We start from the raw sequence: 23,934 nt of genomic DNA on the forward strand, positions 1-23,934 counted from the left end.
AATTAGAGTTCGTTTTCAAAGACACTCATTTTTCAATCTTTCAGCCTATACTTTTGTACCTGTCCCGATGCCATAGTAAGATCACAGCCACAAGACCTGACACCAGCAGCAGTATATCCTCCAGGATTCCAAATGCAAAGGCTGCCGTAAATCCTACGAATGACCATAGCAGAGGAATCGCAAAGATTGATTTTGGCACTTTGGAAGAGGTCCATAGAAGGATTCCGAAAGTAAATATCGTAGTAGGACAGGGAACACCAAAGACTGGCTGGTACGGATAGATGTGTCCTGCAAAATAGCCGAATACAGGATAGATAAGCAATCCATAGAGGACCATTGCCAGTCCTGCCAGCCCGTAGATGTCCTTGCTGAAGCCAAAAGTGAGTTTTTTGTCAATCACTCCGTATTTTAAGAACAGAGCAGACTGGATAATGAACAGGAAACCGAAGAGATAGGCCGGTTTGTTTATCGAGGAGAAATAAAAGATATAGTAAACCACACCCATCCAGAGCCAGAGAAATGCTAGTATTCCTGAAATGATCCTGTCAGAGTATTCCTTCCTGCTGAATACCAGATATATCGCCACTCCCGCAAGCAGATATAACAATATCTGTGCAGGGAAAACATCCGTGTTATAACTTGCAAAATTACTCAGGAATTGCTCTTCTGTGAAAGGTATATTCATAATAGCACCTTTTTGTTTCCAGAATGCCACTATGGACCCAATTAATAAATATTTAAGGATATTTTCTTACCCCCTAATAGTTTCGGGGATCAGATGTTACAGAATCATACAACAAGTATTAAATAAAAAATAGATATCTTCTTATTAAATACACCACCTGCCAGCTTAGCTGACAGATACGAATAATCAAATGCAGTGTAAAGGACAAAATCATAATGCTTACAAAAAGGATAATACCATGTCTTGATGTTACGCTTGATGAGGAAGGCGGAACTGTTGTCAAGGGAATAGAATTCGTAGACCTGAGAAAAGCAGGTGACCCTGTGGAACTCGCCAAACAATATAACGAACAGGGTGCGGATGAACTTGTCTTCCTGGATATCACGGCCTCCCATGAAGGACGTGCCACGATGATAGACGTCATCGAGAGAACCGCAAATGAGGTATTCATTCCCCTGACCGTGGGAGGCGGCATAAACTCCATCGAAGTCATACGCCAGATACTGCGTGCAGGTGCCGACAAGGTATCCATAAACACGGCAGCCGTGAAGAACCCGCAGCTCATCAAGGAATCCTCAGAGATATTCGGAGCCCAGTGCATCGTCACAGCCATCGACTGCAAAAGAAACACCAACGTGGAAGACAATCAAGACAAGATCATACTTGAACTGGAAGACGGTACTCCGGCATGGTATGAGGTCGTCATCTACGGCGGACGTCAGCCCACAGGTATCGATGCCGTTCAATGGGCGAAAAAGGTCGAGGAACTGGGATCAGGAGAGATACTACTTACCAGCATGGACAGGGACGGCACCTATGACGGTTTCGACATCCCCATCACAAAAAAACTCTCGGAAGAGCTGGAAATACCCATCATCGCATCCGGTGGCGTGGGCAATCCCGAGCACATGTACGAGGGCTTTACCAGGGGGAAGGCCGATGCAGCCCTTGCTGCAAGCATCTTCCACTTCGGTGAATACACAGTTAATGACACAAAGGAATACCTCAAAGAGAAAAGCATACCTGTAAGACTCTAAACAGGTGATTACTATGGAAATAGCAGAGTTCCAGCAGCTCATGTCCGATCTCTACGCGCATAACGATAAAAGACGCGGACCCAGTGCAACCATGCTCTGGCTTGTGGAAGAGGTAGGAGAGCTGGCAGAGGCCATCCGCAGAGACGACAGCGAGAATATCAGGGAGGAACTCGCAGACTGTTTTGCCTGGGTGGGAGCCCTGGCAAATCTTTATGACATTGACCTTGAAGCTGCTTTTCTGGAAAAGTACCCTGATAAGTGTCCCAGCTGTGGCAAAAAGCCCTGCATCTGTACGGACTGAGATGATCTTTCACACATCATATTTTGCTACATGATCATCTGTTTTTATAGCATGTGTGATTCATAGAATAGGGGGAGAACCATGAGAAAATTACCTGAATGGTATTACAATGAGTTCGTTCAGACAGGTACCGATTACACCGATAAAGAAGAGGTCATGAGCTATGACCGGAAAATGCAAAGAATCCGGAATATAGGTGAAGAAGTAAAAACAATGCTCAGGCTGGTTGATCCCCGGCCAGATGACAGAGTACTGGAGATAGGGTGTGGGACAGGAGAATTCTCCATTGAACTTTCGAGACACTGCAGAGAAGTCATTGCTCTGGATGTTTCAGAGGGAATGCTTGAATATGCCCGTGAAAAAGCAAGGTCGAGAAACAGGAACAATATCAGCTTTATCAAAGGCGGTTTTCTGACATACGAAGCTGATGATGAATTATTCGATGCAGTTGTAAGCCAGCTGGCCCTGCATCACCTACCGGATTTCTGGAAGTTTACCGCACTCAAACGTATAAATTCAATGTTGAAAACAGCCGGGAGGTTCTATCTCAGGGATGTTGTTTTTTCATCAGGTATTGATGATTTCGATGAGTTAATTTCAAAATTGCTGGAAAACATTCCCGAAGATGTAAAAGATGAAATGGCCAGTGAGTACATCCTGCACATAAAGGAAGAATTCTCGACCTTTGACTGGGTGATGGAAGGACTTATCGAAAGAGCGGGTTTCAGGATAGAGGAATCCATCTACGATAACGGCTTTATTGCAAGCTACCTTTGCATTAAAGAAAAGTGAGATCTTTTACCTTTCCCGAATTACCGGATCATTTTTTATAAGTTCAATCTGCATATTCTATTCATAACTAAGGGGGTTAGTTATGAGCGAATTAAAGACCGGAGAAACAATCGTAGATTTCACACTCTATGACACCAAACGTAATGAAGTGAGACTTCATTACCTCAAAGGCAAGAACATATTACTGGCTTTCCATCCACTGGCGTGGACCAAAGGATGTGCCAGGCATATGAAGATGCTCGAGGACAACTACGAAAAACTAAGTTCCATGAACACTGTGGCCTTTGGGATAAGTATCGATTCGGTACCGTCCAAGAAAGCATGGGCAAAAGAGCTCGGAGTTGAGAAAACAGTTTTCCTTTCCGACTTCTGGCCGCATGGGGAGGTTGCGAGGATGTACGGCATGTTCTATGAGGATATGGGGGTGTCAAAAAGGGCAAGCATCCTTATCGATGAAGACCTTAAGGTGAAGTTCGTTAAAGTCTACGAAGACCATAAGTTACCGGACATAAATGAGATATTTGATGCCATTGAAGTCTGAAAGATTATACCTAGTGCTTCAATAGAAAATATTACCAGTACGTCTTAAATTTTTGGAAACTCTTAAATAATATCCCTTCTGATGCATAATAGAGGAAAATGCATGGAAAAAAGGGATAGGAAAAAACATTTTATTCTTATTTTACTCCTCGTTGTATCCTTCACGGTCTCAGCCGGATGCATCAAAGATTTTGAAGAGGGAAGCAACTACGGGATAACCGATATTGAGATGTCTGCCGACAGCGTCAAAAGTTCCTATGTTGACCTGAACGTGACAGCTTATATCGAGAACAGAGGAGCTGACAGCAAAGGAAATACAACCCTGTTGTTCAAAGCCTTCAGGCAACAGACAGGCCTGCTTGAAGTATCCGAGGAAAATGAAGTAGGGGTCATTGAAGAAGGTGATACTGTTACCGTAAGCCAGCAGATCAGGCTTCCAAGGGAAGGAAGCTATACCTTAAGACTTGACCTTTACGAGGATGAACAGAGAAAAGCCAGCTCATCGATAACCATTCGTAACCTGGAAGCAATGCAGACCGATCTGCAGGAGATCGGGCTGCAGATATCGGGAATGGATTTCATGGTCAAGAACGTGACATCCGGGAAAGTTCTCATCGAGAGTGATATCTACCTGAAAAATGAGGGTTCTAAAAGCACGGAGAACTACAGGATGCTTGTCAAGGCAAGGGAGATGGATGCAAGACTCCTGGCAGATAAAGAATGGACAGATACCGGAACTATTGAACCTGAAGCAACCGCAATCCGCACGGTCAGCCTGACAGTACCTGACGATTACAATTACGCGGTCGAGGTCAGTATCTGGGATGATGATGTCATTGTCATGACAGGTGAGGATTACGTGCAACTCAATCCTGAAAAGGTTATCAGCAAGGAAGAAGAGGTCCAGAACAAGAATATCCAGACCGGTGATTTCATTGTTGAGGAAGGTTTCGAAGAGCCAATGGCTACAGAAGAGACGTCTGAGTCAGCTTCTGAGGCAGCTCCCGGACTTGGTTCATTAATGACTGCAGGTATTATTCTATCTGCATTGCTGGTCATCAGGATAAAAAGCAGGAGGGGAAAGGATGAATGAAGATAATACAGGCTCCCGGGAGAGCATCACTTCCGACACAGCTGTTACAGAGGAGGAAAGTATGAGCAAAGGATATATTTCGAGGGTCAGGAACACAGATAAGAAGAACAAGAGTCCTGAAGAATACTTCAGATGGGCTGTATTCGGGATCACCATGTTACTGCTCTTTATTGCAGCGATCCAGTTCTATTTCTCCATGCAGGACGCAATCAGCACATGGTTCGAGTGGGAATATGTGTCCCTGTTCAAATCAGTGTACAACCTCGTGATAATTGGCCTCTGTGTCTACATCATAAAACTCTTCGTGTTCAGAAAGCAGGCATAACCTGCTTTTTTGTCTTTTTAGTCTTCATTTTTATATAGCTTTCATGAGTATACTGCACAGTTTATGATAAGAAGAAAACCGGAACTGCTTGCCCCTGCAGGAGACATGCGGTCGCTAATCGCAGCCGTGGAGAACGGTGCCGATGCCGTATACCTTGGGATAAAGGATTTCAGTGCAAGGGCATATGCAGGTAATTTTACAATCGATGAATTCAGGGAAGCACTCGACTACGCGCACATGCGGGGAGTCAAAGTCTATGTTACCCTGAATACACTCATAAAAGATACAGAAATGGAAAAGATAGCAAAGCTCATGCAGACACTGGATGAGCTCGGCACCGATGCCATAATCGTGCAGGACATGGGACTGCTGTCACTTGCAGGAAAAATCGTACCCGAGATGAATGTGCATGCCAGCACCCAGATGACCATTCACAATAGCGAAGGGGTACGTTTTCTACATGACATGGGTGTCAAAAGAGTGGTACTTGCAAGGGAGATGGCACTTTCAGAAATAAAGGAGATCATACAGAATACAGACATGGAAATCGAGACTTTCGTGCATGGAGCACTCTGTATCTGTTATTCCGGGCAGTGCCTCATGAGCAGTATGATAGGCGGAAGAAGTGGAAATAGGGGATATTGTGCCCAGCCATGCAGGAAAAAATATGACCTGTACAGAAAAGGAAAAAAAGTGAGCACAAACGGCAAATTCCTGTTAAGCCCCAGGGACCTGAACAGCTCCGATATCCTGCCCGAGCTCATAGAAGCCGGTATCGGCTCTTTCAAGATCGAAGGACGTATGAAGCGTCCCGAATACGTTGCAGGCGTCGTACGTATCTACCGGCGTCTGATTGACAGATATATGGAGAATCCGGGGCGGCATTTTGTTTCCGAAGAGGAGAGACTCCAGCTCGAGCAACTCTTCAACAGAGAATTCACCACCGGATACTTCAAAGGAAATCCGGGAAATGACTTAATGAGCCGGGAGAGGCCATATAACCGGGGAGTGAGGATAGGAAAAGTTAAAGGGTTCGATAATAAACGCAGGAATCTTCTCCTGGAGCTGAGCGGTGAACTCAATGTTGGTGATGGCATTGTTTTTGAAGCTGAGCAGGAATCAGGAAGCATTGTCCGGCAGATGTATAAAAAAGGTAAACCTGTAAAAGAAGCAGGAAAAGGAGATATCGTCAGCGTATCATCGGATGTTTTACACGATACAGAAACTGTAGTTTACAGAACACTTGACAGTTCTCTCATGAAAGAACTGGAACAATCCTTCGAATCCCCCGGGCTAAGGAAAGTGGCTGTTTTTATGAAAATCAGAGCATTTGCAGGAGAGAAGCTGGAATTGCTGGTCAGGGATGAGGATGATAATAGCACCTGTATTAGCTCAGAGTATGTCATAGAGACCGCTATCAAAAAGGCAACCACTGAGAAGGATATCAAAAAACAACTTACAAAACTCGGGAACACCGTCTTTGATGCACAGGATGTTGAAATATCCATAGAAGACGGCATATTCATCCCCATAAAAGAGATTAATGAGCTCAGGAACAGGGCAGTCTCAGAGCTTGAAAAAATGAGAGTTGAAGGCAGAAGAAGACCTGAGCATAAACCCTTCAGAGAATCTGAAAGGTCTGCTCCGGCAAATATAAACCAAAAGCCCTTGCTTGCAGTTAGTGTCAGTGATCCGGCATCTGTAGAAACAGCAGTTTCCAGTGGTGCGGATCTGATATACTATGAAAGGAAAAACTGCATGCAGTATGATAATTCGGATCTGAGTCAGGCAACTGCGTATACAGAAGGGATGGATGTACCGATCTACCTGCACACTCCAGTTATAGTAAAGGATAGCGAGATGCCGGGAATTGAGAGGATAATGAATGCTGCAAATGAGTCAGGCTTTGAGGGAATCCTTGCTGCAAATATCGGAGTATTCAGAAAGGCCAATGAATCCGGAATCCCGGTGATCGCCGACAGCAATCTGAATATTTTCAACCGAGAAAGCGCATCAATGTTCATGAAAAGTGGTGCCGGAACAGTGGTACTTTCTCCTGAGATGAATTATGAGCAGATCAGAGATATCAGCTCCTCAACTTATACGGAATTCATTGTTCACGGCAGCCTTCGGGTCATGATATCCGAACATGGTCTTATTCAAAACCTTACAGGACCGGACTTGGTGTCTGATCCGGGCTGCAGAGATTTTGAGCTTATAGACAAAAAAGGATTTGCCTTTCCTGTAAGGACCGATTGCTCAGGCAGGACACATATATTCAATTCAAAAGAGTTATGCCTCCTTGAGGATATGCCTAAACTGATCGACAGTGGAGTCTCAAGATTCAGGATAGATGCAAGAATGACAGATAACTCACTTATCAAAAAGATCGTGTCCTCGTATAGGAAGACAATTGATTCATATTTTTCCACAGAAGATGACAATGTAAGAGAAGGCAAGTGCAGGGACATCTCAAAAGAATACACCAGAGGTCACTTCCACAGAGGTGTACTATGAAAATATTCCTTTCAGGCTCCATTCGTGGCGGAAGGCAAATGCTTCATATCTATGTAAAAATATGCAGTTTGCTGCAAGAACAGGGACATGAGGTCCTGAGCTCTCATGTGGCAGACCCGGAGCTTGAGGAAAGAGAATCTGTCATGTCAGAAGAGGAGATATTCAAACGTGACATGGGCTTTCTTGAAAAAAGTGAGTGTTTGATAGCCGAGGTCAGCATGCCGTCAATTGGTGTTGGCTATGAGATATGCAGTGCCCTGAGATACGGCCTTCCAGTACTATGCCTTCATACCATGCAAGCAAACGTATCTGCAATGATACTCGGGAACACCAGTCCGGACCTTGTCATAAAACAATACGCAAACGATCAGGAGTTGCAGGAGGAAATTGCATCCTTTCTTTCAGGAATGAAGGAAATACAGGGATAACTATTTTTTTAGTAATGATTAAATACTAACCAAGACAATATAATCGTGGTCACTATGGTAGAAGAACTCATAATACTTGTTGTAGCCATTGTAGTTGCAGTTGTGCTGTACAAGTTATTAAAAACAGCCACAAAAATGGCAGTCAATGCAATACTTGGACTGCTTGTGCTAATTGTCGCAAACACCGTACTCGGACTTGGAATCGCATACGACTGGCTGGTTATCCTGATCTGTGCAGTTGCAGGAGTAGTCGGCGCTTTGCTGATAATCGTGCTGAACTATACAGGCATCGCTTTTGTTTAAGATTGAACAATTCCTTTTATGTGATGCCGGGTGTGGATTTCACCCCGGAATCTCTTTTCAGTCCTGGTACTTTTAATTTCCTTTATATCAAAAACCCGGAACAGCAGTTTCAGCTCTTCTTCCGTGAAATAATGATATATCACACCATTTTTCCTGCAAAAAGTGTTTTTCTCGAGCTCTTCCCCTCCAAATCTCATATCATCGGTGCCGAAAACCTCAAAAAAAAGGAAGCCTTCAGTACGAAGCACTCTTCCGAGCTCTTTGACCGCAAGTAATCTCTCATTTTCAAAAAGGTGTTGCAGAACGCCGTAGCATATGATAGCATCAAAGGAATTATCGGCAAAGGGCAGGTGCGTGATGGAAGAAGCTACACATCCGGCCTGAGATCCGCCTTTTTCCAGATATTGACCGGCCTTGAGAAGAGCATTTACCGAGATGTCCGTACCCACCACATCAAAATTTTTTGAAAGCGGAAGCAGATACCTGCCGTTCCCGCATCCCGCATCCAGTACAAGCGAACCGGGAGCAAGTGCCTCTTCCACTCCAGAAATGGGGCGGGGTCCGCCCCAGTTTACGTGCCTGTACTCTTCTTCCCAGGCACGACGGGACTGCTTAAGATCCTTCATATCAGGGTCTGTACTCTGCAGCTTCCCTGAAACGTGTGATAATAAAGTCCTTTTCCAGGGATGAGAGGAACCATCCTGCCTTGGGGCCTGACTGCTGTCCCAGAACCGAGGTGTAAATGGCTTTGAACAGGTCTTTGGGGTTAACTTCCATCTCCTCTGGAGCAACATCAAGAGACTCAGCCATCATGACATGCAGTTTTGACTCCGGGTCCTTTGCGGAATACACAAGGTTATGGTAATCCTCTCCGCTCAGCTCACCACTTTCGGCAAGTATGTCTGCAAACGATGAGAGGAAAGCGCGCTGCATATCCGAAAGACTGGCCGTCTGGACAGGAAGCTCTTCCTTTACACTGAACTTGGCAAAGGGGGGTGCATACATATCAAGCCAGTTACCGACATTATCAACAAGTTCCTTGATGCACTTCTCATTCCCCGTATCATAGCCCGCCCTTTTGACGATCTTCATGATACGATCGAAATCGCCACCTGCTGCCTGATAGATGGTTGTCATGTGCTTGAAGGGAATGTCCGTATGGCATAGCCCCGCAGCATGTGAGAGTTCGATTATCCTGCTTTCATATGAGCCGGGTTCCTCTGCTGAATGGAGGCGTTCGAACTCATCCACGAGATTTAGCAATGGCTGAGCGGGATCGAACCTGATATGTTTTTCCGGCTTTGTACGGATGATAAGATAACGCAGTACCTCAGGAGGTACAACCTTGAGCATATCCGAGATCGAGACTACCACGCCAGTGGAGGATGACATTGCTCCTTCCTTACCAAGCATGATCCATTCGTAAACTATAGGATAAGGTGCTTCATATCCGTATATTTCCTTTGCGATTGCCTGTCCGGTATCATATGAACCTCCCCTGGATGCATGATCCTTGCCGAAAGGTTCAACAGTGACTCCTAGTGCCTTCCATCTTGCCGGCCAGTCCACACGCCAGGTAAGTTTTCCCCCGCCTTTCATGGATACAGTACCCGAGTCTCCGCAGGAACAGGTATAATCAACGGTTTCCGCATCCGGATCAAAACCTGTCACTTTGGTCGTGTTGATCTTGCCACATACATTACAGATGGGATTGAAAGGACTCCAGTCCTCAGCAGGTGTCTTACCGGATAATTTCTGAAGTATGGATGCGATCTCATCTCTTTTTACAAGGGCTGTTTTTATTGCATCCATGTAAAGACCCTGCTTATAGAGCTCATCTGCTCTGTAGACCTTCGGATGTATTCCAAGATGCTCAAGGGCTACCAGGAAAGGTTCGAGAAAGTGTTCGGAATAGCTTTCATGTTCCCCACAGGGACATGGAATCTCAGAAAGAGGTTTTCCCACATGCTGAGCATAGCTCTCATCAAGGAAAGGATAGACTTTCCTTAAGGGATCGTAGGTATCTGCAATATAAATGAACTCAGCTTCAGTATCCTTGTCAAGCAGAGCCCTGTATGCTACGTCTGCTGTTACTACCTCACGCATATTGCCTATATGAATATGTCCGGAAGGCGTGATTCCCGTTGCAACCAGGTGCTTATTTCCTCTCTTGAGGACCTCATCTGCAACTACATCCGCCCAGTGTGTGATATCTGCCATTCTTTCACCATTTTAAGAGTGGATAATTGTCATTTGTGATTTTTTGTTTTAAGGATTCTTACCTTAATTATTGCTACCATTATAATCTTTGCTAAAGACAGGTGCAAAGTCTGAGAAAGCATCTCATTGAATTTCTTATCATGTAAGATAAACTGTGGACTCAATTCAAAAAACATATATTACTTGATAACTTACGGGAATTCTAGGAGTTGGAGAGATGTGAATGTATCCGGAACGTACGGATGAGTATCTTGAAACTATTTTTCTTCTGGTAAGAAGGAATGGTTCACCGGCAAGAACAAATCAGATAGCTGACGCTCTGGAGGTCTCGGCCCCGAGTGTTACCGAGATGCTGCAGAGGTTATCAGACGCAGGACTCGTAGATTACAGGCCCTACTACGGCGTGGAATTAACAGAGCAGGGGAAGATACAGGCGATAAAACTGAGACATAACAACAGGGTTATAAGGAAATTCCTTTGTGAGGTGCTTGGCGTTGGTTCCGAAGAGGCAACAAAAGAAGCATCCCTGCTTAAACATTCTGCATCAGAGACATTTCTGGAACATATTTGCAGATACATGCGTCATTCACAGATATGCCCGAAATGTGAAGGATATATTAAAGGGAAAAAGTGTTGTAACCTTACACAGTGACTTCTTAAATTATCTAAAACGGCTTCTGATGCCGAGAAATCGCATTTAGTTTTACCGAAAAATTGCTAGCCGGCGCCATTATCATCCTCAAATAATATAGATTGTTCGTACAGATGCGAACCGGAAGGTATTAATAAGAAACAACTAGTCTAGTATTGATGACCCGTATAACCACCACCCGAGAGGATATGCCATTGAGTACCTCCATGGATATCTTCCATATGAAAAACAGACGAGACCCCGTGGACGAAGAAGTACTGCCATTCCTTGCCATTCATGGCAACCACGCGACCATCAACGAGGAATCAGTGCTGTACGACGATGAGGAAGTTGCTCACGTGTACACAAAAAACGTCTTCGGAAGTATTCCGAAGGTCACTGTTGTTCAGGAGAACGTGGTTGAAGCAGACGTCGGTACTATTTACCACTGAGTTTCGTAGTTCAGCAATTCGTCGATTATGCTCCAGTCCTTTCCGAAGAACCGGTAATCTTTGATCAGGTGCCCGTTCAGTGTGATCGTGTCAAGGAAGCCGTACCAGTATACAACCATACCGGTACCGTAGCTTTCTTCATAATCGGTGAATTGTTTTTTTACATAATACTGGTGTTCTTTTTCGTCGCCGAATAAAGCTTTACTTTCTATCCAGGATATTTTTTTACCTTCTATTTCCACATCTTCATCAAGGAAGAAATCAGGTGTTTTTGCCATTCCTATTTCCCTGAGGTCCTCCTCTGTACTGAAAGTGATTCCCTGGTCCACAAGCCATGCTTCAAGTATACTCTCTCCGAGCTGACCCTTTATGGCATGCATCTCATGGGCCCTGGGCGAGAAAAAGAAATCGGAATCAATTGCTTCCTGCACCTCTTTTTTAAGGCGTGTATCGGGAGTATCATCAAGGTTCTTTACAAAGGATTTCTTTGGGATGCCCATTTCTTTCAGGATCATGGAAACCATAAGGGTCGCTGGAATATGGTTCCTTTTTGCGATCTGGACTATCGACCTTCCTTTTTTCCAGTGCTGCAGATGGGCCTTGCTTTTGTTTTTCACCCTTGAGAAGTTCTTCTTGACCTCTTCAATTGTTTTCTGGTTAAGTATAGAATATATTACACCAACAGGCTGGCAGAAATGCTCTGCTACCCTGACAACATCCTCCACTCCGTCAAGAGCGCCGTATATCTGTTCGTAGGTATCAATGTCCATATCCATGCACCTTATCTGTGGATATTCCTTTCAGCAAACAATCTTCACACCTTTTCTTCCCGCAGAAGGCTTTTGAATATTCAACGATCAGAGCATGGTATTCCTTATACATTTCAACATCTTCCGGAAGACATGACTCAAAAAGCCGTTGCAGTTGAATGTAGTTTCCTTCCCTGCCCAGGCATTTCATGATGCGGGTGGTGTATGCATCAATTACGAATTTCGGCCTGCCGGCAGCATAGAGGATTATACAGTCAGCGGTCTCGTTACCTACGCCTCTGATGGACAACAGGATTTCCCTGAGTTCATCAACCGGGATGGAGAAAAGCTCCTCCATATCGTTTTTCATGAAAAAGCGGGCGATATTCTTCAACCTTGAGGCTTTCTGTCTGAAAAAACCACAGCACTTTACAATTTCTTCCAGGCGGGATATATCAGCGTCCGCAAGAGAGCAGGGTTCAAGCCATCCCTCCTCCTTCAGGCCACCTATGGCCTTTTCAACATTGGACCATTTTGTCTGCTGGGTCAGTATGGCACCCACCACAACTTCAAAAGCCGTATCAGCAGGCCACCAGTATTGTGGACCCAGCTCGTCCAGAAGAATACGGTAGATTTCAATTAACTGATTGTTTTTCATGCTCAAATGAAGATCAAAACCTCATTATTTCCAGAATTCCTCCTCATAGTTTTCAGGAAGATCAAGATTCATAACATCATCTATTGATTTCTTCTTTTTACGCTCTGGCTGACTTTCATCCCTGCTTTCACCGGATTCGATGAGGGTCGTATTCTTGTCGCTTGAGACTACCTTTTCATTGAAAGGATCATTCTCAGGTTCCTCATAAGCAGGAGTCTTTGCTTCCTGAAGAGGAGTTTTTTCCGGAGTTTCAGGTTTTTCCGGCCCTGCATCAGGAATTCTTGTTTCCCGGCGCGGCTGAGATGGTTCTGCCGGAGCTTCTTCCACAGGACAATCTCTTCTGATCTCACGTTTGATCCGCGTCCTCTCTGCATAGGTATCCACGACAGGTGCGGATCTTGACATCTGTTTATGTGTGGAACCATATCCTATGATACACTGTTCATCCCCTGAACGCCAGTCTATAACATAAAGATGACAATCAGCCTTCTTGCATTGCGATACCCCGTCACGGGGGCAGACTTCAGGTAGCGTCATGGTAATGTGCCTCAAATTATAAGTGGTAGCTAATACTATTACAGTCCTTTGATAGCATTTGCGATCAGAGGTGCAACACTTACAGAACTCTGTATCCTTTCTATGGTATCGGTGGAGATTATTTCCTTAACTCCTGAATTATAGAGCCTCATGACTGCGTTGCGTGCCAGTACCGGGTGCACACATGCCAGGTATACATCCTTTGCACCCTGGCTTTTGAGCAGTTTTATCGACTCGACCATTGTCCCGCCGGTTGCTATCATATCATCAAGAAGGACTATATCCCTGCCTTTGACATCCACATTCTTTGTTTTGATGGTAACAGTGTCTCCCGAAAGGCGGGTCTTTTCAAGGTAATCATAATCAAAACCAATTTCCGTTGCGGTCCTTTCCACAAAGTCAAGGGCTCCAAGGTCCGGGGAAACAAGCAGAGGGTTCTGCAGATCCAGTGATCTTAAGTGATGGCCTATAAGGTATGCCGCATCCAGGTCAAATGCGTCGGCATTGAAATAATCCAGAATGCTGGCCTCATGTACATTTACGGTAAAGACCCTGTCAGCGTTTATCGTCCTTGCGATCGCCCTGGCACTTATAGGTTCGCCGGTTTTGAATTTTTTATCCTGTCTTGCATAGCCCATGTAAGGGATGACAACGTTGATTACAGGTGAATCCTCACATGCATCGATCAACTGCAACAGTGCCACAAAGTCCGAGTCTGTCATTGTGCTCTGTATAATGGTCACTTCATCGACGTCTTCGTCAAGTATTCGTGTATAGAGCTCACCGTCAGGGAACCTGGAAAAATCAGTTATCGTCGGTTCCAGATTAAGCTCCCTTGCAACCTGTGATGAAAGGGCCTGAGATGCTGGTCCTCCTATGATCTTCAATTAATTTACCTCTTTAGAACTTCATTTTTAGTACTGGTAATGTATAATGTAATACATTAGTTTTGGTCGCCTTTTATCTTCTCAACGACCTTTATATTGCGTATACAGGTATGGGGATAGTTACCCGTTTCATCCTTCTCGGCAGACTTCACCATATCCCAGATCGTGAGCAGCGCCGTGGAAACACCGGTGAGTGCTTCCATCTCAACTCCAGTCCTGCCCATTGAACGAACCTCTACAACAGTTGATACACGTTCGTCACCGATATCAAAATCCACATCAACACTTGTGATGGGGATCTGGTGACACATGGGTATCATTTCCGGCGTTCTCTTGACGGCCAGTATGGCAGCGACCCTTGCTGTGGAAAGCACGTTTCCCTTTTCAACCGAGCCTGTCCTGATCATCTCAATTGTATCCTTGCCAAGGATGATCTCACCGGATGCAAGAGCCTTTCTGGTAACTATGTCCTTGTTACCGATATCGACCATGACCGCCCGGTCGTCCTGGATATGTGTGAATTCCTTTTTCAACAGATCACCGTTCTATCAGTCAATCCTGAGATTCTGCCGCTGGGAGTAATCCTCAATAGTGCTATTTAATTTTTCTTCCAGATCCCTTGCTTCATCAAGGCTCAATTTCAGTATCTCTTCATCTTCACCATGGCTGATGGTTATACGTACACGTTTTCTTTCTATATCCACAACTATCTTGCGTTCTTCCTTTTCCATATTTACAACCCCTTCATTACTTCGGTTATCTTTTCAATGATATCACTTGCAAGCAGACCCCAGCCCTTTTGTTCAAAGGCAAGATCGCCTGCCAGTCCGTTAATAAAGCATCCACCACAAGCAGCATCCATTGCATCGTTTACCGCAAACAGTGCCCCGACGATCCCTGCGAGTATATCCCCGGTCCCGCCAACGGTCATGCCGGCATTTCCGGTACTGTTCAGCCTTACATTTTCCCCATCGGATACTATATCGGTACTTCCCTTAAGAAGTGTAACGACCCCTTTCTGTCCGGAGAATGCATTCACTGCATCCTTTCTTTTCTCAGTTGTATCAGGAAGGCTGTCTTCTGCAAGTCTGGAGTACTCGGCTGCATGCGGCGTGATTATAATCTCTCCACCACCCTGCACAGGTAGTTCGAGCCTGTAGAGCCCGTCGGCATCCACCACCGCTTTTCTGGATTCGGCAAGGATACTGGCTACCGCTTCCAGGGTTTCCTTCTCCCTGCCCAGGCCCGGACCGATCACCACAACATCATGGGATTCCATGAGCTCACGTATCTTCGAGAGATGGTAGGGTCTTAAGAAATCCCCGGGCATGCGGGATACTATGAAATTGGGAGAATATGACGATACGGTGTCTGCAACGCTCTCGGGGACTGCAATTGTCACGATATCAGCACCGGTCCTCAGGGCTGCCATGGCTGTGAATACCGGTGCCCCGAAATAGGGGCCTCCTCCTATTACAAGCACTCTTCCCGAATCTCCTTTGTGGGAAGTCGGACTTCTTCTTCGAAGACTGATAAGGTCTCCTTTTCCGACAAAATCCTCCGCATCCCTGCAAACCCCTATATCTATCACTTTTACTTCACCTGTGAATCGCCTGAGATCGGACGAGAGGAATTCTTTTTTCATGCGATGGAAAGTGAGAGTAAGTTCAGCGCTCACGCACTTACCCGGTACCTCAGCATCGGGGTTAAGGCCAGAAGGGATATCCACGGAGATAACAAATTTCCCGGAATTGTTTATCAGGTCGATTGCCGTTGCTTCCGGCTCCCGCACAGAACCCCGGATACCCGAACCGAGCACCGCATCAACTATGATATCAGCTTCATCCCAGCCATCATATGATTTCAATTCCGAAGAGTCGGTAATTTCCATGATCTCACTGATGCCACTGTGACGGAGCAATGAGAAATTGCTTTGTGACTCTTCGGTCCTGATCCGGGACGGGCGTCCCAGGAGAAGAACTTTCACATTGTAGTTTTTTTTAATTGCCAGGTGTCTTGCAGCCACAAAGGCATCTCCACCGTTATTACCCCTGCCTGCAAGAAAAAGCACGGTCCCTGAATCCAGTCTTGAGCTGATCTCACGTGCAATTCCTGCACCTGCATTCTCCATCAGCTGCATGGGACTGAGTCCCAGATATGCACAATTGATATCGATGGCTTTCATACGGGAAAATGTGATAGCATCCATGGTGATCTGCCCTATCCGCAGCCAATACGCCGGGAACTCACAATATCTTTACCTGAAGATCTCCGAAAACTGAGTTTCGACCTGACATTAGTGCTGCCTTGCTTTGTTTTAATCCAGTTAAACTATAAGATTGAAAACACATAAAGTTTTAGCCAGTATCCTAAATCCTGTATGATCTGAATTCACAACAAAACCAGATCTCAATTCAAACCTCAGTTACGGGCACAGACTTCTGTTTATAGTACTCAAACAGGTCACGGCCCCATCCAAGAGCCTCCTCTCCGTGAAGCACAAGTACCTTGTTATCAAAATCTCCGTCTTTAGTAAATAATCGGAGTAAAAAACAGTGATCGTTCTGTGAGAAGGAGAGCACATTTATATCCCCATCATACACGAATAAGCCACCATGTCTTTCAGTCACAAATGTATGCAGATAATTATAATTGTCTGCTCTTAGCTTCTCGAAAAGTGCTCTGGTGATAATGAGTGAGATATCCACTCCGCAGTCCTTCCACTCGGTAATAAAGGATGAATAATTGGGAAACAGGAAAGTAGTGAACGAAGTCACAGATTCTGACTCCATGGTCTTTTCCATAAAATCTCTGTTGATCTCGTAGATCTGAGAAATATCAGGTTCAAAGACTATGGAGCATTTAAGTTCATCCAGTCTTCCCATCAGATGTGATGGTATAAAACCCAGATCATGGGTGCCCCAGTAATCAATATTATCGCTCAGGGTGTCCACAAGATCAAGCAATGGAATTATCTCGGTGACCAGCAGTTTTCCAATAACTGTCAGCTCATAGGTATCAGCGTGGTGATCGATAAGGTTGTGCTCTTCCAGTATACGCATCTGTGGAAGCAGGGCCTGCCTTGTCGTATTAAGGGAAGTGAGGATGGATTCCATCTCCTGAGGACCATCTTTTAGCAAAATAAGCAGATTCTTCCTCTTATCCGAAGCAAATATAACATCAAGCAGTTTCTTTTTCACCTAAATTCCATCCTGTTTAAAATAAATGATCTAAATCCGCTACCTGATATAAGAGCTCACTGATAATTACAAGCTTATTATTTAGAATATTTAATTACAGATTAATATATTGATGCCAGATCTTTGAAGTGAGCAATTTACAAATCAGACATTTGCAGGTTCCCATATTTTGATTTAGTGTTGTTCATACCCATGATTCGCGGGGTTTGATATACACTTTTTTTATTTAACCTGAACCTTGCATAAAATTGAATGTAAAGGTAAAAGACTGCACAAAACTAAGTTCAGCCAGGGCTCATTATTAGACCATTATTGAAATTTCAGTCGCCTTAAAAAAATAGCAATCCTTGATGAGAACATGAGCTAAAGCTAGTTTATAATGTATCAGGCACCTGAATTGCCGGACATAAGCCTGTAAGATAACTATTTATCCCTTGATAAGCATCATCCTATTTATCGAGCAAATGCCGTTTTCTTTTACCGCAATTCTTTAAATATATAAAACGGATTCTAGACAAATGGAGGTAATCTTATTAACGCCGTTGCAAAAGAGGTCAGTGCAACAGATAGAGTAAAGATAAAACCCACATATCTCATACTTGGAAGTGGGAGTTTCGGTTTTGCGCTGGCTAAAGAGCTCAGGGAACTTGATAAGGACCTGATCATCGTCGATAAGGATTCACAAAAAGTGGAAACACTACGTGACGAAGCCTATGAAGCAATTGTTGGTGACGTAAGCGACCCGACACTTATCGACAGAATAAACACGAAGAACCTTGCCGGCATACTGATCCTGAGTTCCGATCCCGAAGCTAACAAGGCGGCTCTCGAGAATATAAGAAAGAAGGTCCCCAGGGACGTTTATTGTGTTGCAAGAGCTCCTGATGTAATCAACATGCAGGAGATGGAGACAATGGGTGCGGACCTTGTGATCATGCCGCCGAGAATGGTTGCCAAATCCCTTTCAAGGTCGCTCGAGCGTGCAGAAGGACTTAGACGCGGTAACAAGCTCACACAGTGGTTCGAGGGCATGAGAGGCAAAAAGCTTGCCATTGTTGTCCATGATAATCCGGACCCTGATGCCATAGCTGGTGCACTGGGTCTTATGGCAATAGCTCATGCCTATGATGTTATAGCTGACATAATATATCACGGAGAGATCGGGCACCAGGAGAACAAGGCTTTTGTGAATCTGCTGGACATCGACCTGTACAGGATAGAAGACGTCGAACTGGAAAGCTATGAAAAGATAGCCCTTATAGACTGTGCGGTCCCGGGAGCTAACAATCCGCTACCTCAGAATACCAGTATAGGTATTATTATTGATCATCACCCTATCACAGATGCTGAAATTGATGCGGAGTTCCTCGACATACGTCCGCATGTAGGTGCATCCTCAACTATTGTCACCAAATACCTGCAGGAGCTGGACATTGATATTGACAGCAGCCTCGCAACGGCCCTACTCTATGGTATCAGGACCGATACCCTGGACTTTAAGAGGAATACCGATTCTGCCGACCTTTCGGCTGCATCATACCTCTACCCGCTCTCAGACCATGACGTACTGGACCAGCTCGAACGGCCTTCTATGTCGATCGAGACACTGGATGTACTGGGAGAAGCTATCAATAACAGGCAGGTGACCGGAAGTTATCTGCTTTCCAACGTGGGAAGTATCCGTGACAGGGATACTCTGCCACAGGCTGCAGATTACCTGCTGAACCTCGAGGGGATCTCAACTACACTGGTCTTCGGAGTGAGCGATGACAAGATATTCATTTCCGGCAGAAGCAACGATATCCGTGTAAACCTGGGAGATGTTATAAAACGTGCCTTCGGAGAAGATGCCGGAGGAGGACATGCCAATGCGGCTGCCGCACAGATCGACCTCGGGCTTTTCAGCTCGGCAAAGGACAGGCAAACCCTGTTGAGACTTGTCAACGAAGCTGTAGTGAAGCGATTCCTGGGTGCAGTAGGCGTGGAAGAGAACGACGAGTAGGCTCTTCCAGCAATCTTTTTTAATTCTTTTTTCTATTTTCAGCAAGCAGCGCAGATACAGTACATAATGTACATAAGATAATATCTAATTGATAATATACTACATAGAATAGCTATTTGAGGACCCAGGTCAGCAAAGAGCATATTTCAAAACGGCATCACAGGAGAGCTTGCAAAAGCAAAACCTAATGATTTTATCATATTCCTGCAGTAACCAGTATTTAAATAAAGGTAAATAAAGGTGGCAGGATCTTTTAGTAATAGGATTACACCCTGAAACCTGGATATCTTTCCCGGCTACAGGAATTGCTGAATCGCACATAAATGAACCACAGATTCAAAAACAGCAACATCCTGCAATATTATGCATTTTTATGATTGGATAATACATCACAGAGACATAAATCATACAGATTCATGTACAAACATAAACGCATCGACTGTGATCAGAATAAAGTAAGCAGTTTCATAAGAAATATGTCGCCTATGTATGAGACATATGACCAATACATAGAACTGAAACCCCCGGAAGAATAAAAGTATGAATGCTGCATCAGAGAGGTAAAATAAGAATCAGCCATACAATAAAACCAATGCCTGCAACCCGTATTAAAGGAGCATACAAATCATACTCAGAATAATAGGAAGTACTTTTCAGATCGGAGAAAAAATCCAATTAGAAATACAAAACAGATTCAAGCTTCCAGGGAGATCATATTCTGCAAAAGCAGTGACTTTAGACACAGTACAGACAATTCCACACAGACATATTAATGAAAAAAATCATAAGGCAATCTTTGTACTGCTCGATGATACTAAAATTGAAGCTTAAATAATAACACAGTCCCGGTCATGCATACTGATTAAACCGATAATATACAAAATAGAATATATTTAAAAATAATCATAATTGAATGAATTTGATAAATAATATTCGATCCGGAACAAATTTTCCCCTGCCTTATTTTACAGATAACAAACACGTTCATCCCCGATTACCTGCTGCAGAATACCGGCAATAAGTCCTTATACCAATTTCACTTAAGAGCAGTGAAATGAATACCAGACTGAAAGAACTCCTCATAAAAAGCCTTCAGGGAGAACTTGAGGCTGCAAAAAGTATAGATCCGGAGGAGATTGCATCACAGATATGCGATATTGGATTTTCCTGTAATATGTGTGGCAAATGCTGCAGGAGAGAAGACGGAGATAATACCGTAATTGTGAATCCTGCAGAGATAGAACTCATATCTGAACACACAGGTTTTGAACAGGAAAAAGTCGCAGTGCCACTTACAGATTACCAGGGAGCCCTTCCTGACAGAAAATATCTCGAAGACAACAGGGAACTTATTGATGCAGAAGGCAATTTCCATACATTCGGATGGAAGATATGCCAGAAGGAAAACGGAGACTGCAGCTTCATCCGGGAAAGAGGAGATAACCGCTGTAGTATATACAAAGTGCGGCCAATGCTGTGCAGCACATACCCGTTCTACATGCAGGAGGGAGAACTGAGAATATCGGAATGTGCAGGGATAGGAAATCCCATTTCAGTCAGTAAGAGCCGCAAACTTGCGGAAGAAGTACTCTTAAGATATATCTCAGAGATAGAGGAGACTCTACTACTCTACGAAAGATACGAAGGATTCCGCACAGGACCTGAAAATCTTAATAAGGCATTTGAGAATATACTGGAAGGTATTATTAACTATATAGTACATGATAGCAGAGGAAGTCACAGGACTGCCATCAGACAGGAAAAGATCATCGATTGATATAATTATACAGACTAAATTTGTAAAGTGATTACCATGTCCACCACTGACCAAGCAATGACAATCTCCGAGAAGATATTTTCGAAGGCTTCCGGAAAGACCGTAAAAGCCGGAGAATTCGTACTGGCCAACATAGACAGGGCAATGACCCATGATATCACAGGACCTCTTGCGGTCGAAGGTTTCTACGAGATCATGAGGGACAAGGAAGAGAAGAAGGTATGGGACCCCAGCAAGATAGTTATCCTCTTTGACCATCAGGTTCCCGCCGACTCACTGAATGCCGCTGCAAACCACACCATGCTCAGAAAATTTGCAAAGGAGCAGGGCATCATCAATTATGACGTGTATGAGGGAGTCTGTCACCAGGTAATGCCTGAAAAGGGTCATGTCAAACCAGGAGACCTGGTAGTGGGTTCTGATTCACACACCTGCGCCTACGGTTCACTCGGTGCATTCTCAACAGGCATCGGTTCAACTGATATGGCTGCGGTGTTTGCATCCGGAAAGCTCTGGTTCAAGGTACCCGAGACCATCAGGTTTGAGGTCAACGGAAAGCTCCAGAAGAATGTGTACTCCAAGGACGTAATCCTCCACCTCATAGGAGATGTGGGTGCCGAGGGAGCAAGATACCAGGCAGCCGAATATGCAGGCTCGACCGTCAGGACAATGCCTATCTCCGAACGTATGACAGTTTCCAACATGGCAATCGAGATGGGAGGCAAGGCAGGAATCATCGAGGCAGACGAGGTAACAGAGAAGTACCTGCAGGAACGCATCCCTGACTTTAAACTCGACCCGCACTGGAAATCCGATGAGGGTGCTGTCTACTCCGAGGTAAGGGAGTACGACGTCAGCAAACTCGAACCACAGGTGGCCTGCCCGCACAATGTGGACAATGTGAAGCCCGTCGGAGAGGTGGAAGGTACCAAGGTGGACCAGATATTCGTGGGTTCCTGTACCAACGGCAGGTTCGAGGATATCGAGGTCGTTGCAAAGATGATGGGTGACGAACCTGTTGCAAAGGACGTGAGACTTCTGATCATACCCGCCTCCAGGACGGAGTACATGAAGGTACTGAAGGCAGGATATATCGAGCAGTTCATGGAAGCCGGTGCGATCGTCGAATCACCATGCTGTGGTCCATGTATGGGCGGATCCTTCGGACTTCTCGGTGACGGAGAAGTGGGACTTGCAACATCCAACCGTAACTTCAAGGGACGGGAAGGAAGTCCGCAGTCCTTTGTGTATCTGAGCTCACCTGCAACAGCAGCAGCTTCAGCACTTACCGGCGAGATCACAGACCCGAGAAAGATATAAGCCTCTTCTGCTTCATCTTTCTTTGAAAGGGGACCAAAACAATTATATGATAAAATTAATATGATACTTTTAGACGTTGGATTACCAACACAGTCCCGTCATATTGTGTAGGATTACAGCCAACGTCACCATACTATTTTTCGATAATACCAGACCACAGATAAGCATAAATGAGATATGTCCGTATCTGGTCGCAGGAGAATAATGATGTCTGACACAGACCTTTCTATACTTAATGAGCTATTTGACGTAATTCTCGACCGTAAGAACAACCCAGTTGAGAGTTCCTATGTATGCTCTCTGCTGGACCACAGGAAGGGTATCGACAAGATACTCGAAAAAGTGGGAGAGGAATCCATCGAGACGATACTTGCAGTAAAGGGAAACAAAAAAGAAGAGATCATCTATGAGTCCTCAGACCTGCTTTTCCATCTTCTGGTCATGTTTGTGGCAGAGGGCATCACCCTTGATGAAATAGCGGAAGAGCTCAGGAAAAGAAGAAAATAAAAAAGATACTTTTTAAGTATCTCAGTAAACAGTCAGCTCGTGGAAAATATCCTTCTTGGACAGAATACCCTTTGGTACTCCCTCAAAGGCCACAAGCAAAAAGCCGATATTATGCTTATCGAATACCTTTACGGCATCATACAGTGAAGTTTCTGAATCCACTGTGATCAGTTCCTTTGTCATTATATCCTTGACCCTTGCGGTCATCTTTCCACTCGCCACCGCATCTCCGATGTCGGTGAAGGTCACTATGCCTATTATCTCCTCATTGTCCTTCACAGGTGCGCCGTGAATGTTATTCTCCACAAGCACCCTTGCAGTTTCCTGGATCGATGCGTTCACATCAACGGAAATGATGTTCATACGCGCATAGTCCTTTACTGGTTTCTTTGGCAACGAGATCATCTCATTGATCGAGAATACAAGGGTATTGTGGGTGTCGTCACGACCGACCACTTCACCACGTACAACCAGTTTGTTGACAGGGGTGGGGCCCATCTGGACCAGGTCGCCCTGTTCAAAACTCTTTATGCTGCCCAGTACCTTGATAATACCATGACACAGGTCAGGATGCCTGACAGTTGTGAAACTTATCTCTGCCACGGTTGCGCCGTCCACAACTTCATCGTTGCGGAAAATAGGTACCTGCGCCTCATGTTCCATTGCCGTGATGCTGAGCGCCTCGTATGCCTCTCCTGTGGCCTTGTAGCCACCTTTAGGACCGGGAACTCCTTCGACGAGCCCGAGCACTTTAAGGGATTGCATCTGGTTTCTAACAGTACCTGGATTGCGATTAATAAGTTCAGCAATTTCCTCGCCTTTTACAGCACGGTCTTTTTCTCTCTGAAGATTGATCAATGCTATGAGAATGTCTTTTTGGATAGGAGCCAGCTCCATCGAATCACCGTTCCCTGAATCTCTTATACAATACTCAAAAGAGATATATATATTTGTAGTATTTCAAGTACAAGAT

At 44.8% G+C, this 23,934-nt stretch carries 27 protein-coding genes; 15 read left to right on the plus strand and 12 right to left on the minus strand.

Annotation, left to right across the window (positions count from 1 at the left end; all coding sequences use genetic code 11):
• Nucleotides 1–40: 40 nt before the first annotated feature.
• Nucleotides 41–685, minus strand: a complete 645-nt coding sequence (locus HWN40_RS00475) for a DUF6064 family protein (protein WP_176963920.1) — start codon at nucleotides 683–685, stop codon at nucleotides 41–43.
• Between the two features lie 215 nt (nucleotides 686–900).
• On the opposite strand from HWN40_RS00475, the gene hisF reads away from it, so the two are divergent.
• The 9 genes from hisF to HWN40_RS00520 all read left to right on the plus strand — a co-directional run bounded on the left by hisF (nucleotide 901) and on the right by HWN40_RS00520 (nucleotide 8,021).
• Nucleotides 901–1,722: an imidazole glycerol phosphate synthase subunit HisF gene (hisF, locus tag HWN40_RS00480; RefSeq protein WP_176963921.1), complete on the plus strand. Its 822-nt coding sequence runs from the start codon at nucleotides 901–903 to the stop codon at nucleotides 1,720–1,722.
• A 13-nt stretch (nucleotides 1,723–1,735) separates the two neighbouring features.
• The gene (locus HWN40_RS00485) at nucleotides 1,736–2,023 is read left to right on the plus strand and encodes a MazG nucleotide pyrophosphohydrolase domain-containing protein (protein ID WP_176963922.1); all 288 of its coding nucleotides are present in this window, start codon (nucleotides 1,736–1,738) and stop codon (nucleotides 2,021–2,023) included.
• Nucleotides 2,024–2,104: 81 nt separating this feature from the next.
• Nucleotides 2,105–2,815, plus strand: coding sequence for a class I SAM-dependent methyltransferase (locus HWN40_RS00490; protein WP_176963923.1), 711 nt, complete (start codon nucleotides 2,105–2,107; stop codon nucleotides 2,813–2,815).
• A gap of 82 nt (nucleotides 2,816–2,897) precedes the next feature.
• Nucleotides 2,898–3,356 carry a redoxin domain-containing protein gene (locus HWN40_RS00495; RefSeq protein ID WP_176963924.1) on the plus strand — a complete coding sequence of 153 codons (459 nt, stop codon included), beginning with the start codon at nucleotides 2,898–2,900 and terminating at the stop codon, nucleotides 3,354–3,356.
• A gap of 102 nt (nucleotides 3,357–3,458) precedes the next feature.
• The gene (locus HWN40_RS00500) at nucleotides 3,459–4,448 is read left to right on the plus strand and encodes a DUF7490 domain-containing protein (protein WP_176963925.1); all 990 of its coding nucleotides are present in this window, start codon (nucleotides 3,459–3,461) and stop codon (nucleotides 4,446–4,448) included.
• Entirely contained in the window at nucleotides 4,441–4,773 is a 333-nt protein-coding gene (locus HWN40_RS00505; RefSeq protein ID WP_176963926.1) for a DUF8060 family membrane protein, read from the plus strand. Before HWN40_RS00500 ends, HWN40_RS00505 begins: the two co-directional genes overlap by 8 nt.
• Nucleotides 4,774–4,836: 63 nt before the next feature.
• Nucleotides 4,837–7,290, plus strand: coding sequence for a U32 family peptidase (locus HWN40_RS00510; RefSeq protein ID WP_176963927.1), 2,454 nt, complete (start codon nucleotides 4,837–4,839; stop codon nucleotides 7,288–7,290).
• Nucleotides 7,287–7,718, plus strand: a complete 432-nt coding sequence (locus HWN40_RS00515) for a nucleoside 2-deoxyribosyltransferase (RefSeq protein ID WP_176963928.1) — start codon at nucleotides 7,287–7,289, stop codon at nucleotides 7,716–7,718. Before HWN40_RS00510 ends, HWN40_RS00515 begins: the two co-directional genes overlap by 4 nt.
• Nucleotides 7,719–7,772: 54 nt before the next feature.
• Nucleotides 7,773–8,021 carry a pro-sigmaK processing inhibitor BofA family protein gene (locus HWN40_RS00520; protein WP_176966214.1) on the plus strand — a complete coding sequence of 83 codons (249 nt, stop codon included), beginning with the start codon at nucleotides 7,773–7,775 and terminating at the stop codon, nucleotides 8,019–8,021.
• Here HWN40_RS00520 and HWN40_RS00525 read toward each other — a convergent pair.
• Together HWN40_RS00525 and lysS are read right to left on the minus strand one after the other, a co-directional pair.
• Nucleotides 8,018–8,647 carry a class I SAM-dependent methyltransferase gene (locus tag HWN40_RS00525; protein WP_176963929.1) on the minus strand — a complete coding sequence of 210 codons (630 nt, stop codon included), beginning with the start codon at nucleotides 8,645–8,647 and terminating at the stop codon, nucleotides 8,018–8,020. The two genes, HWN40_RS00520 and HWN40_RS00525, sit on opposite strands and share 4 nt — an antisense overlap.
• 1 nt (nucleotide 8,648) lies before the next feature.
• The gene (gene lysS, locus HWN40_RS00530; RefSeq protein ID WP_176963930.1) at nucleotides 8,649–10,241 is read right to left on the minus strand and encodes a lysine--tRNA ligase; all 1,593 of its coding nucleotides are present in this window, start codon (nucleotides 10,239–10,241) and stop codon (nucleotides 8,649–8,651) included.
• A 223-nt stretch (nucleotides 10,242–10,464) separates the two neighbouring features.
• On the opposite strand from lysS, the gene HWN40_RS00535 reads away from it, so the two are divergent.
• Together HWN40_RS00535 and HWN40_RS00540 are read left to right on the plus strand one after the other, a co-directional pair.
• The gene (locus HWN40_RS00535; protein ID WP_176963931.1) at nucleotides 10,465–10,893 is read left to right on the plus strand and encodes a metal-dependent transcriptional regulator; all 429 of its coding nucleotides are present in this window, start codon (nucleotides 10,465–10,467) and stop codon (nucleotides 10,891–10,893) included.
• Between the two features lie 158 nt (nucleotides 10,894–11,051).
• Nucleotides 11,052–11,324, plus strand: coding sequence for a hypothetical protein (locus tag HWN40_RS00540; protein ID WP_176963932.1), 273 nt, complete (start codon nucleotides 11,052–11,054; stop codon nucleotides 11,322–11,324).
• Here the strand turns inward: HWN40_RS00540 and HWN40_RS00545 are convergent.
• The 8 genes from HWN40_RS00545 to HWN40_RS00580 all read right to left on the minus strand — a co-directional run bounded on the left by HWN40_RS00545 (nucleotide 11,315) and on the right by HWN40_RS00580 (nucleotide 17,355).
• Nucleotides 11,315–12,094, minus strand: a complete 780-nt coding sequence (locus HWN40_RS00545) for a C15orf41 family protein (RefSeq protein ID WP_176963933.1) — start codon at nucleotides 12,092–12,094, stop codon at nucleotides 11,315–11,317. The genes HWN40_RS00540 and HWN40_RS00545 overlap by 10 nt on opposite strands.
• On the minus strand, nucleotides 12,084–12,731 hold the full coding sequence (locus HWN40_RS00550; RefSeq protein ID WP_176963934.1) for an endonuclease III domain-containing protein: 648 nt from the start codon (nucleotides 12,729–12,731) through the stop codon (nucleotides 12,084–12,086). Before HWN40_RS00550 ends, HWN40_RS00545 begins: the two co-directional genes overlap by 11 nt.
• 24 nt (nucleotides 12,732–12,755) lie before the next feature.
• Nucleotides 12,756–13,268 carry a hypothetical protein gene (locus tag HWN40_RS00555; RefSeq protein WP_176963935.1) on the minus strand — a complete coding sequence of 171 codons (513 nt, stop codon included), beginning with the start codon at nucleotides 13,266–13,268 and terminating at the stop codon, nucleotides 12,756–12,758.
• A gap of 38 nt (nucleotides 13,269–13,306) precedes the next feature.
• Complete coding sequence (locus HWN40_RS00560; protein WP_176963936.1) at nucleotides 13,307–14,155, minus strand: ribose-phosphate diphosphokinase; 849 nt, start codon at nucleotides 14,153–14,155, stop codon at nucleotides 13,307–13,309.
• A 56-nt stretch (nucleotides 14,156–14,211) separates the two neighbouring features.
• Entirely contained in the window at nucleotides 14,212–14,688 is a 477-nt protein-coding gene (gene moaC, locus HWN40_RS00565; protein ID WP_176963937.1) for a cyclic pyranopterin monophosphate synthase MoaC, read from the minus strand.
• A 15-nt stretch (nucleotides 14,689–14,703) separates the two neighbouring features.
• Nucleotides 14,704–14,886 (minus strand): hypothetical protein, encoded by a 183-nt coding sequence (locus HWN40_RS00570; protein WP_176963938.1) that lies wholly within the window; start codon nucleotides 14,884–14,886, stop codon nucleotides 14,704–14,706.
• A gap of 2 nt (nucleotides 14,887–14,888) precedes the next feature.
• Nucleotides 14,889–16,364, minus strand: a complete 1,476-nt coding sequence (locus HWN40_RS00575; protein ID WP_176963939.1) for an NAD(P)H-hydrate dehydratase — start codon at nucleotides 16,362–16,364, stop codon at nucleotides 14,889–14,891.
• A gap of 205 nt (nucleotides 16,365–16,569) precedes the next feature.
• Nucleotides 16,570–17,355 (minus strand): helix-turn-helix transcriptional regulator, encoded by a 786-nt coding sequence (locus HWN40_RS00580; protein WP_176963940.1) that lies wholly within the window; start codon nucleotides 17,353–17,355, stop codon nucleotides 16,570–16,572.
• Nucleotides 17,356–17,887: 532 nt separating this feature from the next.
• Here HWN40_RS00580 and HWN40_RS00585 point away from each other — a divergent pair.
• The 4 genes from HWN40_RS00585 (at nucleotide 17,888) to hisE (ending at nucleotide 22,961) form a co-directional block, all read left to right on the plus strand.
• Nucleotides 17,888–19,357: a DHH family phosphoesterase gene (locus HWN40_RS00585; RefSeq protein WP_176966215.1), complete on the plus strand. Its 1,470-nt coding sequence runs from the start codon at nucleotides 17,888–17,890 to the stop codon at nucleotides 19,355–19,357.
• Nucleotides 19,358–20,411: 1,054 nt separating this feature from the next.
• Nucleotides 20,412–21,134 carry a YkgJ family cysteine cluster protein gene (locus HWN40_RS00590; RefSeq protein ID WP_176963941.1) on the plus strand — a complete coding sequence of 241 codons (723 nt, stop codon included), beginning with the start codon at nucleotides 20,412–20,414 and terminating at the stop codon, nucleotides 21,132–21,134.
• Nucleotides 21,135–21,170: 36 nt separating this feature from the next.
• On the plus strand, nucleotides 21,171–22,454 hold the full coding sequence (locus tag HWN40_RS00595) for a 3-isopropylmalate dehydratase large subunit (protein WP_246275941.1): 1,284 nt from the start codon (nucleotides 21,171–21,173) through the stop codon (nucleotides 22,452–22,454).
• Nucleotides 22,455–22,661: 207 nt separating this feature from the next.
• Nucleotides 22,662–22,961, plus strand: coding sequence for a phosphoribosyl-ATP diphosphatase (gene hisE / locus HWN40_RS00600; RefSeq protein ID WP_176966217.1), 300 nt, complete (start codon nucleotides 22,662–22,664; stop codon nucleotides 22,959–22,961).
• 21 nt (nucleotides 22,962–22,982) lie between these two features.
• On the opposite strand, the gene HWN40_RS00605 is transcribed toward hisE, so the two are convergent.
• Nucleotides 22,983–23,858, minus strand: a complete 876-nt coding sequence (locus HWN40_RS00605) for a CBS domain-containing protein (protein WP_176963942.1) — start codon at nucleotides 23,856–23,858, stop codon at nucleotides 22,983–22,985.
• Between the last annotated feature and the right edge of the window lie 76 nt (nucleotides 23,859–23,934).

The sequence above is a fragment of the Methanolobus zinderi genome (assembly GCF_013388255.1).
GTDB classification, from domain to species: domain Archaea; phylum Halobacteriota; class Methanosarcinia; order Methanosarcinales; family Methanosarcinaceae; genus Methanolobus; species Methanolobus zinderi.

Excerpts from the sequence above, each read along its gene's own strand:
- HWN40_RS00475 (WP_176963920.1), bottom strand. The coding sequence starts at position 685 with ATGAATATACCTTTCACAGAAGAGCAATTCCTGAGTAATTTTGCAAGT.
- hisF (WP_176963921.1), top strand. The coding sequence starts at position 901 with ATGCTTACAAAAAGGATAATACCATGTCTTGATGTTACGCTTGATGAG.
- HWN40_RS00485 (WP_176963922.1), top strand. The coding sequence starts at position 1,736 with ATGGAAATAGCAGAGTTCCAGCAGCTCATGTCCGATCTCTACGCGCAT.
- HWN40_RS00490 (WP_176963923.1), top strand. The coding sequence starts at position 2,105 with ATGAGAAAATTACCTGAATGGTATTACAATGAGTTCGTTCAGACAGGT.
- HWN40_RS00495 (WP_176963924.1), top strand. The coding sequence starts at position 2,898 with ATGAGCGAATTAAAGACCGGAGAAACAATCGTAGATTTCACACTCTAT.
- HWN40_RS00500 (WP_176963925.1), top strand. The coding sequence starts at position 3,459 with ATGGAAAAAAGGGATAGGAAAAAACATTTTATTCTTATTTTACTCCTC.
- HWN40_RS00505 (WP_176963926.1), top strand. The coding sequence starts at position 4,441 with ATGAATGAAGATAATACAGGCTCCCGGGAGAGCATCACTTCCGACACA.
- HWN40_RS00510 (WP_176963927.1), top strand. The coding sequence starts at position 4,837 with ATGATAAGAAGAAAACCGGAACTGCTTGCCCCTGCAGGAGACATGCGG.
- HWN40_RS00515 (WP_176963928.1), top strand. The coding sequence starts at position 7,287 with ATGAAAATATTCCTTTCAGGCTCCATTCGTGGCGGAAGGCAAATGCTT.
- HWN40_RS00520 (WP_176966214.1), top strand. The coding sequence starts at position 7,773 with ATGGTAGAAGAACTCATAATACTTGTTGTAGCCATTGTAGTTGCAGTT.
- HWN40_RS00525 (WP_176963929.1), bottom strand. The coding sequence starts at position 8,647 with ATGAAGGATCTTAAGCAGTCCCGTCGTGCCTGGGAAGAAGAGTACAGG.
- lysS (WP_176963930.1), bottom strand. The coding sequence starts at position 10,241 with ATGGCAGATATCACACACTGGGCGGATGTAGTTGCAGATGAGGTCCTC.
- HWN40_RS00535 (WP_176963931.1), top strand. The coding sequence starts at position 10,465 with ATGTATCCGGAACGTACGGATGAGTATCTTGAAACTATTTTTCTTCTG.
- HWN40_RS00540 (WP_176963932.1), top strand. The coding sequence starts at position 11,052 with ATGACCCGTATAACCACCACCCGAGAGGATATGCCATTGAGTACCTCC.
- HWN40_RS00545 (WP_176963933.1), bottom strand. The coding sequence starts at position 12,094 with ATGGACATTGATACCTACGAACAGATATACGGCGCTCTTGACGGAGTG.
- HWN40_RS00550 (WP_176963934.1), bottom strand. The coding sequence starts at position 12,731 with ATGAAAAACAATCAGTTAATTGAAATCTACCGTATTCTTCTGGACGAG.
- HWN40_RS00555 (WP_176963935.1), bottom strand. The coding sequence starts at position 13,268 with ATGACGCTACCTGAAGTCTGCCCCCGTGACGGGGTATCGCAATGCAAG.
- HWN40_RS00570 (WP_176963938.1), bottom strand. The coding sequence starts at position 14,886 with ATGGAAAAGGAAGAACGCAAGATAGTTGTGGATATAGAAAGAAAACGT.
- HWN40_RS00575 (WP_176963939.1), bottom strand. The coding sequence starts at position 16,364 with ATGGATGCTATCACATTTTCCCGTATGAAAGCCATCGATATCAATTGT.
- HWN40_RS00590 (WP_176963941.1), top strand. The coding sequence starts at position 20,412 with ATGAATACCAGACTGAAAGAACTCCTCATAAAAAGCCTTCAGGGAGAA.
- HWN40_RS00595 (WP_246275941.1), top strand. The coding sequence starts at position 21,171 with ATGTCCACCACTGACCAAGCAATGACAATCTCCGAGAAGATATTTTCG.
- hisE (WP_176966217.1), top strand. The coding sequence starts at position 22,662 with ATGTCTGACACAGACCTTTCTATACTTAATGAGCTATTTGACGTAATT.
- HWN40_RS00605 (WP_176963942.1), bottom strand. The coding sequence starts at position 23,858 with ATGGAGCTGGCTCCTATCCAAAAAGACATTCTCATAGCATTGATCAAT.